The 15848-nt window shown below is 68.8% G+C and carries 16 protein-coding genes; 10 read left to right on the top strand and 6 right to left on the bottom strand.

Annotated features, from left to right (window positions below; translation table 11 throughout):
- Both AC3XYG_RS39090 and mutM read right to left on the bottom strand, forming a co-directional pair.
- Nucleotides 1–398 (bottom strand): enoyl-CoA hydratase-related protein (locus AC3XYG_RS39090; RefSeq protein WP_489145307.1); only part of this gene is annotated, 398 nt, incomplete at its 3' end.
- A gap of 46 nt (nucleotides 399–444) precedes the next feature.
- Nucleotides 445–1275, bottom strand: coding sequence for a bifunctional DNA-formamidopyrimidine glycosylase/DNA-(apurinic or apyrimidinic site) lyase (gene mutM, locus AC3XYG_RS39085; protein WP_489145306.1), 831 nt, complete (start codon nucleotides 1273–1275; stop codon nucleotides 445–447).
- 46 nt (nucleotides 1276–1321) lie between these two features.
- On the opposite strand from mutM, the gene AC3XYG_RS39080 reads away from it, so the two are divergent.
- From AC3XYG_RS39080 to cysK, 5 genes are all read left to right on the top strand, one after another.
- A complete protein-coding gene (locus AC3XYG_RS39080) occupies nucleotides 1322–2104 on the top strand; it encodes a class I SAM-dependent methyltransferase (RefSeq protein WP_489145308.1) in 783 nt (260 codons plus the stop codon).
- 144 nt (nucleotides 2105–2248) lie between these two features.
- Nucleotides 2249–3478, top strand: coding sequence for a bifunctional phosphopantothenoylcysteine decarboxylase/phosphopantothenate--cysteine ligase CoaBC (coaBC, locus tag AC3XYG_RS39075; protein WP_489145305.1), 1230 nt, complete (start codon nucleotides 2249–2251; stop codon nucleotides 3476–3478).
- Nucleotides 3479–3488: 10 nt separating this feature from the next.
- Nucleotides 3489–3947, top strand: a complete 459-nt coding sequence (gene dut, locus AC3XYG_RS39070) for a dUTP diphosphatase (RefSeq protein ID WP_489145304.1) — start codon at nucleotides 3489–3491, stop codon at nucleotides 3945–3947.
- 3 nt (nucleotides 3948–3950) lie between these two features.
- Nucleotides 3951–4409: an RrF2 family transcriptional regulator gene (locus tag AC3XYG_RS39065; RefSeq protein WP_489145303.1), complete on the top strand. Its 459-nt coding sequence runs from the start codon at nucleotides 3951–3953 to the stop codon at nucleotides 4407–4409.
- Nucleotides 4410–4480: 71 nt separating this feature from the next.
- Nucleotides 4481–5467, top strand: coding sequence for a cysteine synthase A (cysK, locus tag AC3XYG_RS39060; protein WP_489145302.1), 987 nt, complete (start codon nucleotides 4481–4483; stop codon nucleotides 5465–5467).
- A 100-nt stretch (nucleotides 5468–5567) separates the two neighbouring features.
- Here the strand turns inward: cysK and AC3XYG_RS39055 are convergent, their stop codons facing one another.
- The gene (locus AC3XYG_RS39055) at nucleotides 5568–7163 is read right to left on the bottom strand and encodes an ABC-F family ATP-binding cassette domain-containing protein (RefSeq protein WP_489145301.1); all 1596 of its coding nucleotides are present in this window, start codon (nucleotides 7161–7163) and stop codon (nucleotides 5568–5570) included.
- A 187-nt stretch (nucleotides 7164–7350) separates the two neighbouring features.
- Between AC3XYG_RS39055 and AC3XYG_RS39050 the strand changes: the two genes are divergently transcribed.
- Nucleotides 7351–8454, top strand: a complete 1104-nt coding sequence (locus AC3XYG_RS39050; RefSeq protein WP_489145300.1) for a DmpA family aminopeptidase — start codon at nucleotides 7351–7353, stop codon at nucleotides 8452–8454.
- 12 nt (nucleotides 8455–8466) lie between these two features.
- Here the strand turns inward: AC3XYG_RS39050 and AC3XYG_RS39045 are convergent, their stop codons facing one another.
- The 3 genes from AC3XYG_RS39045 to AC3XYG_RS39035 are packed head-to-tail and all read right to left on the bottom strand — an operon-like array spanning nucleotide 8467 to nucleotide 11394.
- Complete coding sequence (locus AC3XYG_RS39045) at nucleotides 8467–9585, bottom strand: site-specific DNA-methyltransferase (protein WP_489145299.1); 1119 nt, start codon at nucleotides 9583–9585, stop codon at nucleotides 8467–8469.
- Nucleotides 9586–9632: 47 nt separating this feature from the next.
- Complete coding sequence (rnhB, locus tag AC3XYG_RS39040; protein WP_489145298.1) at nucleotides 9633–10253, bottom strand: ribonuclease HII; 621 nt, start codon at nucleotides 10251–10253, stop codon at nucleotides 9633–9635.
- Between the two features lie 37 nt (nucleotides 10254–10290).
- Complete coding sequence (locus AC3XYG_RS39035; RefSeq protein WP_489145297.1) at nucleotides 10291–11394, bottom strand: PA0069 family radical SAM protein; 1104 nt, start codon at nucleotides 11392–11394, stop codon at nucleotides 10291–10293.
- 166 nt (nucleotides 11395–11560) lie between these two features.
- On the opposite strand from AC3XYG_RS39035, the gene rpsT reads away from it, so the two are divergent.
- The 4 genes from rpsT to AC3XYG_RS39015 form a co-directional block, all read left to right on the top strand.
- Nucleotides 11561–11821, top strand: coding sequence for a 30S ribosomal protein S20 (gene rpsT, locus AC3XYG_RS39030; protein ID WP_489145296.1), 261 nt, complete (start codon nucleotides 11561–11563; stop codon nucleotides 11819–11821).
- 495 nt (nucleotides 11822–12316) lie between these two features.
- Nucleotides 12317–13723: a chromosomal replication initiator protein DnaA gene (gene dnaA / locus AC3XYG_RS39025; protein WP_489145295.1), complete on the top strand. Its 1407-nt coding sequence runs from the start codon at nucleotides 12317–12319 to the stop codon at nucleotides 13721–13723.
- A 206-nt stretch (nucleotides 13724–13929) separates the two neighbouring features.
- Nucleotides 13930–15063: a DNA polymerase III subunit beta gene (gene dnaN, locus AC3XYG_RS39020; RefSeq protein WP_489145294.1), complete on the top strand. Its 1134-nt coding sequence runs from the start codon at nucleotides 13930–13932 to the stop codon at nucleotides 15061–15063.
- A 73-nt stretch (nucleotides 15064–15136) separates the two neighbouring features.
- The coding region (locus AC3XYG_RS39015; RefSeq protein ID WP_489145293.1) for an AAA family ATPase at nucleotides 15137–15848 on the top strand (712 nt) is incomplete at its 3' end.

Genomic DNA, 15848 nt, shown 5'->3' with positions numbered 1-15848 from the left:
TCCGGCTGGCCGAATTTGGCGGTGTCGGCGGCGATGATGAAGTCGCACATCATCGCGATCTCGCAGCCGCCGCCCAGGGCGTAGCCGGCGACCGCCGCGACGATCGGCTTGCGGAACCGGCTGATGCAGGTCCAGTTCTCGATCAGGTTGCCGGTGTAGGCGGCGATGAAGTCCTTCGACGCCATCTCCTTGATGTCGGCGCCGGCGGCGAAGGCCTTGGCCGAGCCGGTCAGGACCACGGCGCCGATGCCGTCATCCGAGGCGAACACGTCGAGCGCCTGGGCTAGGTCCCGGAAGATCGCGTCGTTCAGCGCGTTCAGCGCCTGCGGCCGGTTCAGGGTGATCAGGCCGACCCGGCCCCGGGTCTCGACCAGGATGGTTTCGTAGCTGGCGGTCATGGAACGCTCCCTCGCGTTTCGCTCTGCGGATGGACGGGATGCCGGGTCAGCGCTGGCAGACCGGGCAGAAGAAGGTGCTGCGGCCGGACTGGACCACGCGCTCGACCGTGCCCCGGCATCTGGGGGTGCGGCAGGCTTCGCCCTCACGGCCATAGACCGACCAGGAATGCTGGAAATAGCCGAGCTCGCCATCGACCTGGACATAGTCGCGCAGGGACGAGCCGCCGGCCGTGATCGCCCGCTCCAGCACCGCCTTGATCTCCGGCACCAGCCGGGCCGACCTGACGCCGGCGACCGAGGCCGCGACCCGGCTGGGCGAGATCCGTGCCGCCCACAGCGCCTCGCAAACATAGATATTGCCCAGGCCGGCGACGACGCGCTGGTCCAGCAGCGCCGCCTTGATCGGCGTGATCTTGCGCGACAGCACCTGGTCGAGATAGGCGGCGTCGAATTCGTCCGACAGCGGTTCCGGCCCCAGCGACTCCAGCGATCTGTGGGTGTGCAGCGCGTTCTGGCTGACCAAGTCCATCATGCCGAAGCGGCGGGTGTCGTTGAAGGTGACGACCGCCCCCGATTCCGTCTCGAACACCACATGGTCGTGCGGGCTGTCGACGGCCGGCCGGCCCTGGCTGACCATCATCCGGCCGGACATGCCGAGATGGATCAGCAACACCATGCCGTCATCCAGGTGGATCAGCAGGTATTTGGCACGGCGGTCCAGGCGCACGATGCGGCGGCCGGTCAGCCGCTCGACCATGCGTTCGGGCAGCGGGAAGCGCAGGTCGGGGCGGCGCTGTTCGACGCGGGCCAGGATCTGGCCTTCCAGGACGGGCACCAGACCGCGGCGAACGGTCTCGACTTCAGGAAGCTCGGGCATGCCGGGCACACTGGCACGACCCGCCGCCGGACGCTATGGTCCGGCCATGAGCGACACCTCCTCCCACCGCAATCCTGAGTCCCGCTGGTTCGGCGACACCGAAGTCGACCCGACGGAGAAGACCGAACGCGTCCATGGCGTGTTCAGCAGCGTCGCCCGCCGCTACGACCTGATGAACGACCTGATGAGCGGCGGCATCCACCGGCTGTGGAAGGCCCGGCTGATCGATTCGATCCGGCCGCATGCCGGGGAGACGCTGCTGGACGTGGCCGGCGGCACCGGCGACATCGCCTTCCGCTTCCTCGACCGCGCCGGGGTGGACAGCAAAGGCCGGGGTGCCCGCGCCATCATCTGCGACCTGACCGAGGGCATGGTCGCGGTCGGCCGCGACCGGGCGATCGACCACGGCCGGGTCGGGCCGATCCTGCACATGGTCGGCAATGCCGAATCGCTGCCGGTCGCCGACCGGTCGGTCGACGTCTACACCATCTCCTTCGGCCTGCGGAACGTGACGCGGATCGACGACGCGCTGCGCGAGGCGCGGCGCGTGCTGAAGCCCGGCGGCCGGTTCTTCTGCCTGGAGTTCAGCAAGGTGGTGCTGCCTGGCCTCGACCGGGCCTACGACCTGTATTCCCGCACCGTGATCCCACGCATGGGCAAGGTGGTGGCCAAGGACGAGGACAGCTACCGCTACCTCGTCGAGAGCATCCGCCGCTTCCCCGACCAGCCGAGCCTGGCCGAGCGGATCGAGGCGGCAGGGCTGGAGCGGGTGCGCTGGACCAACCTGTCGGCCGGCATCGCCGCGATCCACACCGGCTGGCGGATCTGAGCAGGCATCGCCAGACCCGATTCCACCGTCGCATCCGGGCATTTCGTCGCAAATAGCATTCGTAAGGCTTGCCGAAACGCTCCGGCCGCCCTAAAGAACATCCATGCGATGTAATTCGCCCTGCGATGTCCTCGGGGACCTGCCGTGACGCTGACGCTTCGCGACCGCCGCATCCTGCTGATCGTGGCCGGCGGCATCGCCGCCTACAAGTCGCTGGACCTGATCCGGCGCCTGCGGGAACGCGGCGCCCGGGTGCGCTGCATCCTGACCGAGGCGGCGACGGAGTTCGTGACGCCCCTCGCCGTCGCCGCCCTGACCGAGGACAAGGTCTATGGCGCGCTGTTCTCGCTGACCGACGAATCGGAGATGGGCCACATCCAGCTGTCGCGCGACGCCGACCTGCTGGTGGTGGCCCCGGCCACCGCCAACATCCTGGCGCGGATGGCCGGCGGGCTGGCCGACGATCTGGCGACCACCGCCATCCTGGCCACCGACAAGCCGGTGCTGGTGGCCCCGGCGATGAATGTCCGGATGTGGGATCATCCGGCGACGCGGGACAACCTGGCGCTGCTGCAGCGCCGCGGCGTACGGGCGGTCGGCCCGAACGAGGGCGACATGGCCTGCGGCGAATACGGCTTCGGCCGCATGGCCGAGCCGTTGGAGATCGTCGCCGCGGTCGAGGCCTATTTCGATGGCATCGCCCAATCGGGCACGCAGGGTCCCTTGCACGGCCGCCACGCCGTGGTGACCAGCGGCCCGACGCATGAGCCGATCGACCCGGTGCGCTACATCGCAAACCGTTCCTCCGGCAAGCAGGGCCACGCCATCGCCGCCGCGCTGCTGCAGGCCGGCGCTCGGGTGACATTGGTGACCGGCCCGACGCATGAGCCCGTGCCCCCGGGCGTCACCGTGGTGCGGATCGAGACCGCCGCCGAGATGCTGGCCGCCTGCCGCGCCGCCCTGCCGGCCGATATCGCGGTCTGTGCCGCGGCGGTCGCCGACTGGCGGGTCGCGGCCCCATTCGGCCAGAAGATCAAGAAGGGCAGCGGCGGCCCACCCGCCCTGACCTTGGCGGAGAACCCTGACATCCTGGCGACGCTGAGCGCCGCGGGGCCGGACCGCCCGGCCCTGGTGGTCGGCTTCGCCGCCGAGACCGAGGACGTGGTGGCCCACGCCCAGGCCAAGCGCGCCCGCAAGGGCTGCGACTGGATCCTGGCCAATGACGTGTCGCCCGGCACCCAGGCCTTCGGCGGCGACAGCAACATCCTCCACCTGATCACGGCCGACAGCGCCCGGACCTGGCCGCGGCTGAGCAAGGCCGATATCGGCACCCGCCTGGCCGTCGCGATCGCCCGGCACTTTCACAAGGACTGATCCTCAGCCGATGACCGACGCGATTTCCGTCTCGATCACCCGCCTGCCGCATGGCGCCGACCTGCCCCTGCCCGCCTATGCCACGACAGGATCGGCCGGGCTGGACCTGCTGGCCGCCGTGGCGGAGCCGGTGACGCTGGCGCCGGGCCGCCGGGTGCTGATCCCGACCGGCATCGCCATCGCCCTGCCGCCGGGCCATGAGGCACAGGTGCGCCCCCGCTCGGGCTTGGCCCTGAAGCACGGCATCACCATCGTCAACGCGCCGGGGACGGTCGATTCCGACTATCGCGGCGAGATCGGCGTGGTGCTGATCAACCATGGCGACGAACCCGTCGCCATCACCCGCGGCATGCGCATCGCCCAGATGGTCGTGGCCCGCCACGCGACCATCGCCTGGGACGAACGCGCAAGCCTCGACACCACCGCCCGCGGTACGGGCGGTTATGGATCCACCGGAACGGGAGCCTGAAGAATGTTCCGACTGCCGAAGAAGATGCTGTTCGCGATCGAGGCGGTGCTGGACAGCGCCTACAACGCGGTCGACACGCCGGTGCAGAGCGCCGAGATCACCAAGCGCCAGGGCATTCCGCGGCGATACCTGGAGCAGGTGCTGCAGCAGCTGGTGCGGGTCGACATCCTGACCGGGGTGCGCGGGCCGCGTGGCGGCTATCGCCTGGCGCGCGAACGGCGCCGCATCACCATCGGCGAGATCGTGCGTGCGATCCGGTCGCTGGAGACCGCGGCCGAGGAAGAGGACGCGCTGCCCCCCGGTTCGCGCCTGGGGCAGGAGATCGTCCGGCCGCTGTGGGGCGAGCTGCAGGAAGAGGCGGTGCGCAAGCTGGACGCCCTGACCATCGAGGGCCTGTGCAACAATGCCCGGGAAAAAGGCATCCCGCGTGAACGCGCCGCACCTGTCGACTTCTCGATCTGAGCGGCTGGCCTTCACCAGTCCCGCCGCGTATAAATGTTGAACAACCAATTTAACGCCCTGGGAGAGTAGTTATGTCATCCTCCAACACCGGCAAGACCGAGCCCCAGGCCGAGTTCCGGGGCAAGATCTACGACTCGATCCTCGAGACCATCGGGGGGACGCCGCTGGTGCGGGTGAAGAAGCTGGCCGAGGCCCATGGCGCCAAGGCCGACATCCTGGCGAAGCTGGAGTTCTTCAACCCGCTGTCGAGCGTGAAGGACCGCATCGGCCTGGCGCTGATCGAGGCGCTGGAGGCATCGGGCAAGATCAAGCCGGGCGTCAGCACGCTGATCGAGCCGACCTCGGGCAACACCGGCATCGCGCTGGCCTTCGTCGCCGCCGCCAAGGGCTACCGCCTGATCCTGACCATGCCCGAGACCATGTCGGTCGAGCGGCGCAAGATGCTGAAGTTCCTGGGCGCCGAATTGCACCTGACCGAAGGCCCGAAGGGCATGAAGGGCGCGATCGCCAAGGCCGAGGAGCTGGTCCAGACCATTCCGAACGCGATCATCCCGCAGCAGTTCGAGAACCCGGCCAACCCTGAGGTCCACCGCAGGACCACGGCCGAGGAAATCTGGAACGACACCAAGGGCGGCGTCGACATCCTGATCTCGGGCGTCGGCACCGGCGGTACCATCACCGGCGTCGCCGAGGTGCTGAAGCAGCGCAAGCCGTCCTTCAAGGCGATCGCGGTCGAGCCGGAGGACAGCCCGGTGCTGTCCGGCGGCAACCCCGGCCCGCACAAGATCCAGGGTATCGGCGCCGGCTTCGTGCCCGGCGTGCTGAACACCAAGATCATCGACGAGGTCGTGCGCATCTCGAACGAGCGCGCCTTCCAGACCGCCCGCCAGGCGGCCAAGCTGGAAGGCCTGCCGGCCGGCATCTCCTCCGGCGCGGCGCTGGCCGCGGCGCTGGAGGTCGGCCAGCGGCCTGAGAACGAGGGCAAGCAGATCGTCGTGATCATCCCCTCGATCGCCGAGCGTTACCTCTCGACCGCGCTGTTCGAAGGCCTGGACTAACCTCCACCTCCAGCAGCACGTGCGGGGAAAGCGGGCCTTCGGGCCCGCTTTTTCGTTTCTACCACCCGTTGGATTCGCTGAAGCGAACCCAACCACCCTGCTACCGCCCCGACAACTCCAGAACCCGGCCGATGCCGATCGCCTCGAGAAAGTCCGGGTCGTGGCTGGCGACCAGCAGCGCCCCGTCATAGCCCGCCACGGCCTGTTCGGTCGCCGCGATCGAGTCGAGGTCGAGATGGTTGGTCGGCTCGTCCAGGATCAGCAGTCGCGGCGGGGTTGGGCCACCCAGCACGCAGGCCAGCGCCGCCCGCAGCGTCTCGCCGCCGCTGAGGCCCGCCACCCCCCGCAGCGCGGCATCGGCCCGGAACAGGAACCGGGCCAGGGCCGCCCGGCAGGCGTTCTCGGTCGCCGCCGGATGCATCGCCCGGAAGTTCTCCAGGATGGTGCGATCGGGCCGCATCCCGCCGGCCCGCTGGTCGAGCATGGCGATGCCGCCGTCGAACCGGCGGATCCGGCCGGCATCGGTCGCCAATTCGCCAGCAGCGAGGCGCAGCAGCGTCGACTTGCCGGCCCCGTTCGGCCCGGTTACCGCCACCCGCTCCGGCCCGGTCAGGGTAAAGCTGATATCGTCCAGCACCGGCCGCGCGGCGCCCGGCGGTGTCCACGAGACATGCTCGAAGCCGAGCACCATTGTGCCGGCGGCCAGACCGCTCGGCGGCACGGCGACGTCGAGCGAGGCGAGCCGTTCGACCGCGGCGCGCGCCTCGGCCAGCGCCGCCTCGGCCGCCCCCTGCCGGCGGTCCTGCAGGACACCCTGCCGCGCCTGGCTCTGCCCGGCCTTCTCCTTGAGGAAATCCAGCATGATCTTGGGCTGGCCGGCATGGGCACGGGATTTGCGGCCGCGCGAATCGCTGCGGGCCTTGCGCTCCAGCGCCGCCTGCCGGTCGCGGGCCACGCGTGCCGCCTCCTGCTCCGCATGCGCTAGGGTGTGGCGCGCCGCCTCGGCCTCGGCCTGGCGCTGGGCCCGGTAGGCGTCCCAGTTGCCGCCATAGATTCGGGCGCCGAGGCCGGACAGCTCGACGATCCGGTCCATCCGGCGCAGCACCTCGCGGTCGTGGCTGACCACGACGGCGCCGCCGCGCCAGCTTTCCAGCAGCGCGCAGATCGCCGCGCGCCCGGCGGCGTCGAGGTTGTTGGTCGGCTCGTCCAGCACCAGCATGTCGGGCGGGTCGACCAGCAGCCCGGCCAGGGCCAGCCGCGTCGCCTCGCCGCCACTCAGGGTGCCGAGCGGCCGGCGCAGGTCGAGATCGGCGGGCAGGCCGAGCCGGGGCAGCGCCACGGCCGCCCGCGCCTCCACCGTCCAGTCGGCGGCTGCGAGATCGGCTTCGTCCCCCTGCCCCGCCAGCAGCCGGTCGAGCCGGGCCAGGGCCGGGGCGATGCCGAGCGCGTCGGCGGCGGTCATCCCTGAGGTGAGTTGCACGCTCTGCGGCAGGTGGCCGATGCGGCCGCTGCGGCTGACATGGCCGCCCTGCGGCGCGATCTCGCCCAGCAGCAGCCGCAGCAGCGTCGATTTGCCGGCGCCGTTGCGGCCGACGAGTCCGCTGCGCTCCGCCCCGAAGGCGAGCGTAAGGCCTTCGAACAGCGGGCGGTGATCAGGCGTGTGGTGGAAGAGCGACTCGGCAGCGAGAATGGGCATGGGGGCTCGACGGATGCTGTGGGACGGGGCGGGTGGCGTGCCGTTCCGTCTTGCGATCCATCAGGGCCTCTCCTTCTCAGTGCGTCGCCAGCATAGCGGCAAAAGCCACCTGGCAAAACCGGGCGGCATGGACAGCCCGACACGGCCGCGCTAGCCCGTTGGCCGGAGTCACCGACAGCAGGCGATCATGACGCACAAACCGAGAGCCCGGGATTTGGGCATTCCCTTCGACGGCACACCCGGCCCGCTGAACGCCATCACCGACATCGCCGGCATCGAGATCGGCACCGCCACCATCATCACCGGTGAGGGCAAGCTGGAGGTCGGGCGCGGCCCGGTGCGGACCGGCGTCACCGCCATCCTGCCGCGCGGCCGGGTGTTCGACCCGGTCTTCGCCGGCACCGCCACGCTGAACGGCAATGGCGAGCTGACCGGCACGCATTGGATCGAGGAATCGGGCTTCCTCGAAGGCCCCGTCATGATCACCAACAGCCACAGCGTCGGCACGGTGCGCGACGCCGTGGCGGAGTGGCAGGGCCGGCACGGCCTGGTCGCGCCGCTGAGCCACGACCTCTACTGGTGCCTGCCGGTGGTGGGCGAGACCTGGGACGGGACTCTGAACGACATCAACGGCTTCCACGTCAAATCGCAGCACGCGTTCGAAGCGCTGGACGGTGCCCGGCCGGGCACGGTGGCCGAGGGCAATGTCGGCGGCGGCACCGGCATGAATCTGTTTGGATTCAAGGGCGGCACCGGCACGGCCTCGCGTCAGCTGTCACCCGAGGAGGGCGGGCACACCGTCGGCGTGCTGGTGCAGGGCAATTTCGGCCGCCGCCGCAACCTGATGATCGCGGGCGTCCCGGTCGGGCGCGAGATCCCGGACCTTCTGCCCGACCTGTCCTGGGATCGCGACACCGGGTCGATCATCGTGGTCATCGCCACCGACGCGCCGCTGCTGCCGCACCAGTTGAAGCGCCTGGCCCGGCGCGCGCCGATCGGCATCGCCCGCACCGGCGGCTATGGCGCCAATGGCAGCGGCGACATCTTCATCGCCTTCTCCACCGCCAACCCCGGCGCTTTCAGCCGCAAGGAGACGCGAGCCATCGATCTGCTGCCGAACGACACCATGGACGGGCTGATCGAGGCCACGGCCCAGGCGACCGAAGAGGCGATCGTCAACGCGCTGGTCGCGGCCGAGACCATGACCGGCCGCGACGGCAACACCCTGCATGCGATCCCGCATCGACGGCTGCAGGATATCCTAAGGAAATACAACCGGTTGGCGGAATAACCTGCGGGCTGCTTAATGCACCGCCATCTCGGCCCGGATCTTCTGGCGCAGGAGGTCGATCGGCGCCAAGTGGTTCCGCTGCGCCTCGTAGTGCCAGAACGTCCAGCCGTTGCAGGACGGCGCGCCCTGCAACGCGGCGCCGACCCGGTGGATCGAGCCGGCATGGTCGCCCTGGTTGTTGCTGGCGATCAGCGTGCCGTCGGCGCGCACCTTGGCGACGTAGCGGCGCTGGGTGTCGAACAGCCGGTCGCCCGGGCGCAGCATGCCGCGCTCGACCACCCAGCCGAAGGGCACGCGCGGCGCCTGGCGCTTCGACAGCGTGTCGAGCAGCGACGGGTCGGCCGGCGTCTCGATCGCGGCGATGCGCTGGGTGGCGACGCGGGCATAGGTGTCCTCGCGCTCCACCCCGATGAACTTGCGGCCCAGCCGCTTGGCCACGGCGCCGGTGGTGCCGCTGCCGAAGAACGGGTCGAGAATGGTCTCCCCCGCCCGGGTCGAGGACAGGATGACCCGCCACAGCAGCGCTTCCGGCTTCTGCGTCGGATGCGCCTTGCGGCCGTCGATCTTCAACCGTTCGCCGCCGCTGCAGATCGGCAGCGTCCAGTCGCTGCGCATCTGCAGCTCCTCGTTCAGCCCCTTCATCGCGTCGTAGTTGAAGGTGTAGCGGCTGTCCGGCGACTTCGCGGCCCAGATCAGGGTCTCATGCGCGTTGGTGAAGCGCGTGCCGCGGAAATTCGGCATCGGGTTGGCCTTGCGCCAGACGATGTCGTTCAGGATCCAGAAGCCGAGATCCTGCAGGATGGATCCGACCCGGAAGATGTTGTGATACGTGCCGATGACCCAGAGCGTGCCGTCATCCTTCAGCGCATGGCGCGCCGCCGACAGCCAGTCGCGGGTGAAGCGGTCGTAGCTGGCGAGATCGCTGAACTTGTCCCATTCCGCGTCGACGCCGTCGACCCGGCTTTCGTCCGGCCGGCGCAGCTCGCCCCCCAACTGCAAGTTGTAGGGCGGGTCGGCGAACACGCAATCGACCGAGCCGGCGGGCAGCGCCCGCATGGCCGAGATGCAGTCGTCCTGGACGATGCGGCAGCCCGGCGGCAGCCGGCTGGGGGTCTGAAGTGATTCGCTCATGCTGCGACGATGATTCGCCACAGACTCGGCGTCAATCCCCCTTCGAATCAGACGGTTACGCTGAGTCGCTGAAACACCGGTGCAAATGATCGCCGGTGATGGCCGCAGATGCCGATCCGGTCGAGGGCGGCGATATGCTCCCGCGTGCCGTAGCCGGCGTTGCGTTCCCACCCATAGCCTGGATGGAGGGTGGAGAGACGCAACATCTCGTGGTCACGCACAACTTTTGCGATGATCGACGCTGCCGCAATCGACAGTGACAAGCCATCGCCGCCGACCACCGCGCGACCGTCGCAGGGCAGATTCGCCGGCAGACGATTTCCGTCGACCAGCGCCATCTCCGGGCGTTCGGGCAGGGCGTCGAGCGCCCGTTGCATCGCCAGCATGCTGGCCTGGAGGATGTTGATTCGGTCGATCTCCTCGACCGTGGCCCAGCCGACCCCCACCTGTGCCACCGCCCGGATGCGCGGCACCAGCGCTTCGCGCCGCTGCGCTGTCAGCACCTTGCTGTCGTCGATCAGGAGGGCGAGATCGGGGTCGAGCGGCCGGATCAGCACCACGGCGGCGGCCAGCACCGGGCCGGCCAGCGGGCCCCGGCCGACCTCGTCCAGCCCCGCCACCCGGCGGGACGGCGCCCCGCATTCGATCTCAAGGCTCCAATCCGGCATGCCGACCTCTTAGCGCCGACAACGCCGCGCGCCAAGCTCAGAACAGCCGCATCTGGTCGCCCGGCCGCGGCGGCACTTCGAACTGGCCGGTGTCGAGCGTCCAGCGCCTGCGGTCGAGGCCGAGGCGGCGGACGGCATGGTTGAAGCGGGCGCGGACCATCTCCGCCACCGGCCCCTCGCCGCGCATCCGCTCGCCGAACCCGGATTTGTAGAGTTTGCCGCCACGGGTCTGACGCACCAGCGACATCACCCGCTTCGCCCGGTCCGGCGCATGCGCCTCGAGCCATTCCTGGAACAGGCCGGCGATCTCCAGCGGCAGCCGCAGCATGGTCCACCCCGCCGCCGTCGCCCCGGCGTCGACCGCCGCCTCCAGCACCTGCTCCAGCACATGGTCGTTGAGGCCCGGGATGATCGGTGAGGTCAGAACCGAGACCGGGATGCCGGCCCCGGCCAGGCGCCGGATGGTGTCCAGGCGCTTCGGCGGAGTGGCGGCCCGCGGCTCCAGCGACCGGGCGAGGTCGCGGTCGAGCATCGACAGCGAGATGCAGACCCCGGCGAGGTTCCGGGCCGCCATCGGCGCCAAGAGGTCGATGTCGCGGGTAATCAGTGCCGACTTCGTGACGATGCCGAGCGGATGGTTGAACCGCGACAGCACCTCGATCACCCGCCGTGTCAGCTTCAGCTCGCGCTCGACCGGCTGGTACGGTTCGGTGTTGGTGCCCATCGCCATCACCTCCGGGCTGTAGCCCGGGCGCCGCAGCTCCGCCTCCAGCAGCTCGGGCGCGTGCGGCTTGTAGAAGAGCTGGGTTTCGAAATCGAGGCCGGGCGACAGGCCGAGCCAGGCATGCGTCGGCCGCGCGAAGCAATAGATGCAGCCATGCTCGCAGCCCCGGTACGGGTTGATCGACCGGTCGAACAGGATATCCGGCGACTCGTTGCGGGTGATGATCGTGCGCGCGGTATCGACATGCAACTGGGTGCGCAGCGGCGGCACATCCTCCTCCGCCTCCTCCTGCGCCCAGCCATCGTCGACCCGGTGCCGGGACTCGGCCTCGTAGCGGCCGGACTTGTTGCTGACCGCACCGCGACCCTTGCGCGGCTCGTCCGCCAGTTCATCGATCTCGGGGGGCTTGATCGGCATGAGAACAAATATAGAACAACCGATATCGGTTGCCAAGCCCGGCCGGAAGGCCGAGACAGTGTCCCCCACAGCGCGTTGAGACTCGTCTTGACGCCCGGGCGCCGAAAGACTAATAAGCGCCCTCGATTTTCTTGGGGCCGTTCCTTGGCCCGAACTGGGACCAACAATGGCCAACCACAAGTCCGCCGAGAAGCGCATCCGTCAGACCGAGCGTCGCACGCTGGTCAACCGCAACCGCGTGAGCCGCATCCGCACCTTCGTCAAGAAGGTCGAGACGGCGATCGAGACCGGTGACAAGGCCGCCGCCGCCGAGGCGTTCAAGGCAGCGCAGCCGGAGATGCATCGCGGCATCACCAAGGGCGTGCTGCAGAAGAACACTGTCGCACGCAAGCTGTCGCGCCTGTCCAGCCGCATCAAGGCTCTCTGAGCATCTGACACCGACGGGCCGTTCCGCGGCGGAAGCTGCGGAACGGCCGTCGTGTTTCTGAGGCATCGCGCGAGCGGCACAACCAACCGGCATCCAAGACCGTTTTTTGCGTTTTGAGATGGTCCGGATTTGTTCCGTTGCCAGTGCGCGCACACCCTGCATATGATCGCCGTTCGCCTGCCGGGGTGCAGGTTGAGGGCCTGTTTCAGGAAACAACTTATCGGCTACCAGCCTTCACTACGAAGATTGGCAGAAGCATAAGATTGTTCCTTAAATTCAACTGCATATATTTTGAGCGAATTTCACTCGGGCTTCAACAATAGCTGCGAGGAATTGTTCCTGCTCTTCTGGCGTGATACTATGATTATTACAGTTTGAGTTTTATCGGCATGGCAGCCGCGCGCCGGGCATCTGGTGCTGCTGCGGTCGGGAATAGGTAAGGTTCGGATCGGCACGAGACGGGACTGAACGTAGTCGGAGGGGTCGGAAGGCAGCATGTCGTCGATGGGGGGAGTCATCGCATCGATCGAGCAACAATGGGCCCGCGTCTGCACCCGGTTGCGCGATGAGGTGGGCGAAGGCGCCTTCAAAAGCTGGCTGCGCCCGGTCGTCGTCGTCGACATCGATGGCGGCGAGGTCCGCATCGCCGCCCCGACCCGTTTCATGCGCGACTGGGTCGCCGCCCACTATGCCGACCGCATCCGCAATCTCTGGCACTCCGAGAATCCGGACGTCCACAGCGTCGACGTGATCGTCGTGCCGGACCGGCTGGCCGCCAAGGCCGTGGTGGCGGCCGCAGCCCCTGCCCCGGCGGCGATCGTCCCGGCCTCGCGCGCCGAGTCGACGATGCCGGAGCGGCCGCCCGAATCGGTCATCGAATTCGGCGCCATCCTCGACCAGCGCTTCACCTTCGACAATTTCGTCGTCGGCAAGCCGAACGAGCTGGCCCATGCCGCCGCCCGCCGGGTGGCGGAGGCGAACAGCGTCACCTTCAACCCGCTGTTCCTCTATGGCGGCGTCGGCCTCGGCAAGACGCATCTGATGCATGCCATCGCCTGGCACATCCGGGTGAAGCACCCGGAGCGGCGCGTGCTGTACATGTCCGCCGAAAAGTTCATGTACCAGTTCATCCGCGCCCTGCGCTTCAAGGACACGATGACCTTCAAGGAGCTGTTCCGGTCGGTCGACGTGCTGATGATCGACGACGTGCAGTTCATCTCTGGCAAGGATTCCACCCAGGAAGAGTTCTTCCACACCTTCAACGCGCTGGTGGACCAGAACCGCCAGGTGGTGATCTCGGCCGACAAATCGCCCTCCGACCTCGAAGGCATGGAGGAGCGGCTGCGCTCCCGCCTCGGCTGGGGCCTCGTCGCCGACATCCACCCCACCACCTATGAGCTGCGCCTGGGCATCCTGCAGGCCAAGGCGGAGACGGCCCGGGTCGACATCCCGTCCAAGGTGATGGAGTTCCTGGCGCACAAGATCACCTCCAACGTGCGCGAGCTGGAGGGGGCGCTGAATCGCATCACCGCCCATGCCGAGCTGGTGCACCGGCCGATCACGCTCGAATCGACGCAGGAGCTGCTGCACGACCTGCTGCGCGCCTCCGACCGCCGCGTGACGATCGACGAGATCCAGAAGCGGGTCGCCGAGCACTACAACATCAAGATCGCCGACATGCATTCGGCCCGCCGCGCCCGCACCGTGGCCCGGCCGCGCCAGGTGGCGATGTACCTGTCGAAGCAGCTGACCCCCCGCTCGCTGCCGGAAATCGGCCGCAAGTTCGGCGGCCGCGACCACACCACGGTGATGCACGCCGTGCGCAAGGTCGAAGAGCTGTGCAGCGAGGACCGGTCCTTCGCCGAGGATGTCGAGCTGCTGCGCCGGATGCTGCAGGTTTAGCTGACCAAATCCGGCCCTGTTCGCGGGCTGAGATCCCCCGGCCAGCAGGGCTTTCCGGAAATCTCACCGACATTGCCTCCGGCCCTGCGCCTGCCTCTCGCCACCGCCGTCGGCTTTCGGTTATAGTGCGCGCCCGCCGCGTTGGCCGGGCGCAAGCCCGTCCCGACGATCTGTCCGGCGGACGGCATCGTCGAAGTGGAATCGGGATGAAGCTGATCATCGAGCGGGCCGCCCTTTTGAAGGGCCTGAGCCATGTGCAGAGCGTCGTCGAGCGGCGCAACACCATCCCAATCCTGTCCAATATCCTGTTGCGCGCCGAATCCGGCGCGCTGCGCCTGACCGCGACCGACATGGATCTCGAGATCGTCGAATCCGTGCCGGCCGAGATCCAGGCCCCGGGCGGCACCACCGCCCCGGCGCACACCCTGTACGACATCGTCCGCAAGCTGCCCGACGGCAGCCAGGTCGAGATCGAGACCAACCCGGATGGAGGTTCGCTGACGCTGCGCGCCGGCCGCTCGAACTTCCGGCTCGGCTGCCTGCCGGTCGAGGATTTCCCGAGCATGTCGGGCGGCGAGCTGACGCACCGCTTCACCATCGCCACCGGCGATTTGCGGGTGATGATCGACCGGACCAAATTCGCGATCTCGACCGAAGAGACGCGCTACTACCTGAACGGCATCTACCTGCACGCGGCCATGTCCGAATCCGTGCCGGTGCTGCGCGCCGTCGCCACCGACGGCCACCGCCTGGCCCGGATCGAGATGCCGCTGCCGGACGGGGCCGACGGCATCCCGGGCGTGATCGTGCCGCGCAAGACGGTGATGGAGCTGCGCAAGCTGCTGGACGAGAGCGGCGAGACGGTCGAGGTCCAGCTGTCCGAGACCAAAACCCGCTTCACCCTGGCGGGATCCGCCGGCGACGGCGTGGTCCTGACCTCGAAGCTGATCGACGGCACCTTCCCGGAATATGAGCGGGTGATCCCGAGCGGCAACGACAAGATCCTCGAGGTCGATGCCAAGGCCTTCGCCAAGGCGGTCGACCGCGTCTCCACCATCTCGACCGAGAAGAGCCGGGCGGTGAAGTTGACGATCGAGAACGGGTCGCTGACGCTGTCGGCCAGTTCGGCCGAGCAGGGCAGCGCGACCGAGGAGATCGAGGTCAGCTACGAGGCGGCGAAGATCGAGATCGGCTTCAACAGCCGCTACCTGCTGGACATTACCCAGCAGATCGAAGGCGACGGCGCCCGCTTCGCCATGGCCGATGCCGGATCGCCCACCATCGTGCGCGACACCGCGGATTCCAGCGCCCTGTATGTGCTGATGCCGATGCGGGTTTGACCGGCATTGCCGTCACAAAGCTTCGCATGGGCATGACGGGGGCGAAGCGTCCGCTTCGGATGCCTTGAGCCATATGTCCCAGGACCCCTTGCCGGAGCAGGCCGCCGCATCGGAGCAGGCGATCCCCGCAGTTCCTCCCCTGGCCGGGCCGCCCGCCCGGATCGCGGTGACGCGCCTGACGCTGACCGAGTTCCGCTGCTATGGCCAGCTGCGGATCGAGCTGGACCCCCGGCCCGTGGTGCTGACAGGGCCGAACGGCGCCGGCAAGACCAACCTGCTGGAGGCGGTGTCCTTCCTGTCGCCGGGCCGCGGCCTGCGCCGGGCGCCGTTGCTGGACGTGACCCGCCGCCAGGCGGCGGCCGGCACCGGCTGGGCCGTGGCGGCGCAGATGCTGACCCCGACCGGCGAGATCCGGCTGGGCACCGCCCTGGAGGCCGGCGAAGGCCGCCGCGCCGTGCAGATCGACGGCCGGACCGCGCCGAGCCAGACCGCGCTGGGCGCCCGGGCACCGATGGTCTGGCTGACGCCGCAGATGGACCGGCTGTTCGGCGATGCCGCCAGCCAGCGCCGCCGCTTTCTCGACCGGCTGGTGTTCGGCTTCCACCCCGACCATGCCGGCCAGTTGTCCGCCTATGAGCGGGCGATGCGCGAGCGCAACCGGCTGCTGAAAGATGGCCGCCCCGACCCGGCCTGGCTGGCCGCGCTGGAAGACACCATGGCGGCCGCCGGCACGGCCGTCGCCGCGGCCCGGCGCGAGCTGGTGGCCCGGCTGCGCGGCGCCGAGT

This window comes from Inquilinus sp. (assembly GCF_057815775.1).
Note: the sequence above shows the minus strand (reverse complement) of the source record. Positions and strands in the feature narration are given on the sequence as shown.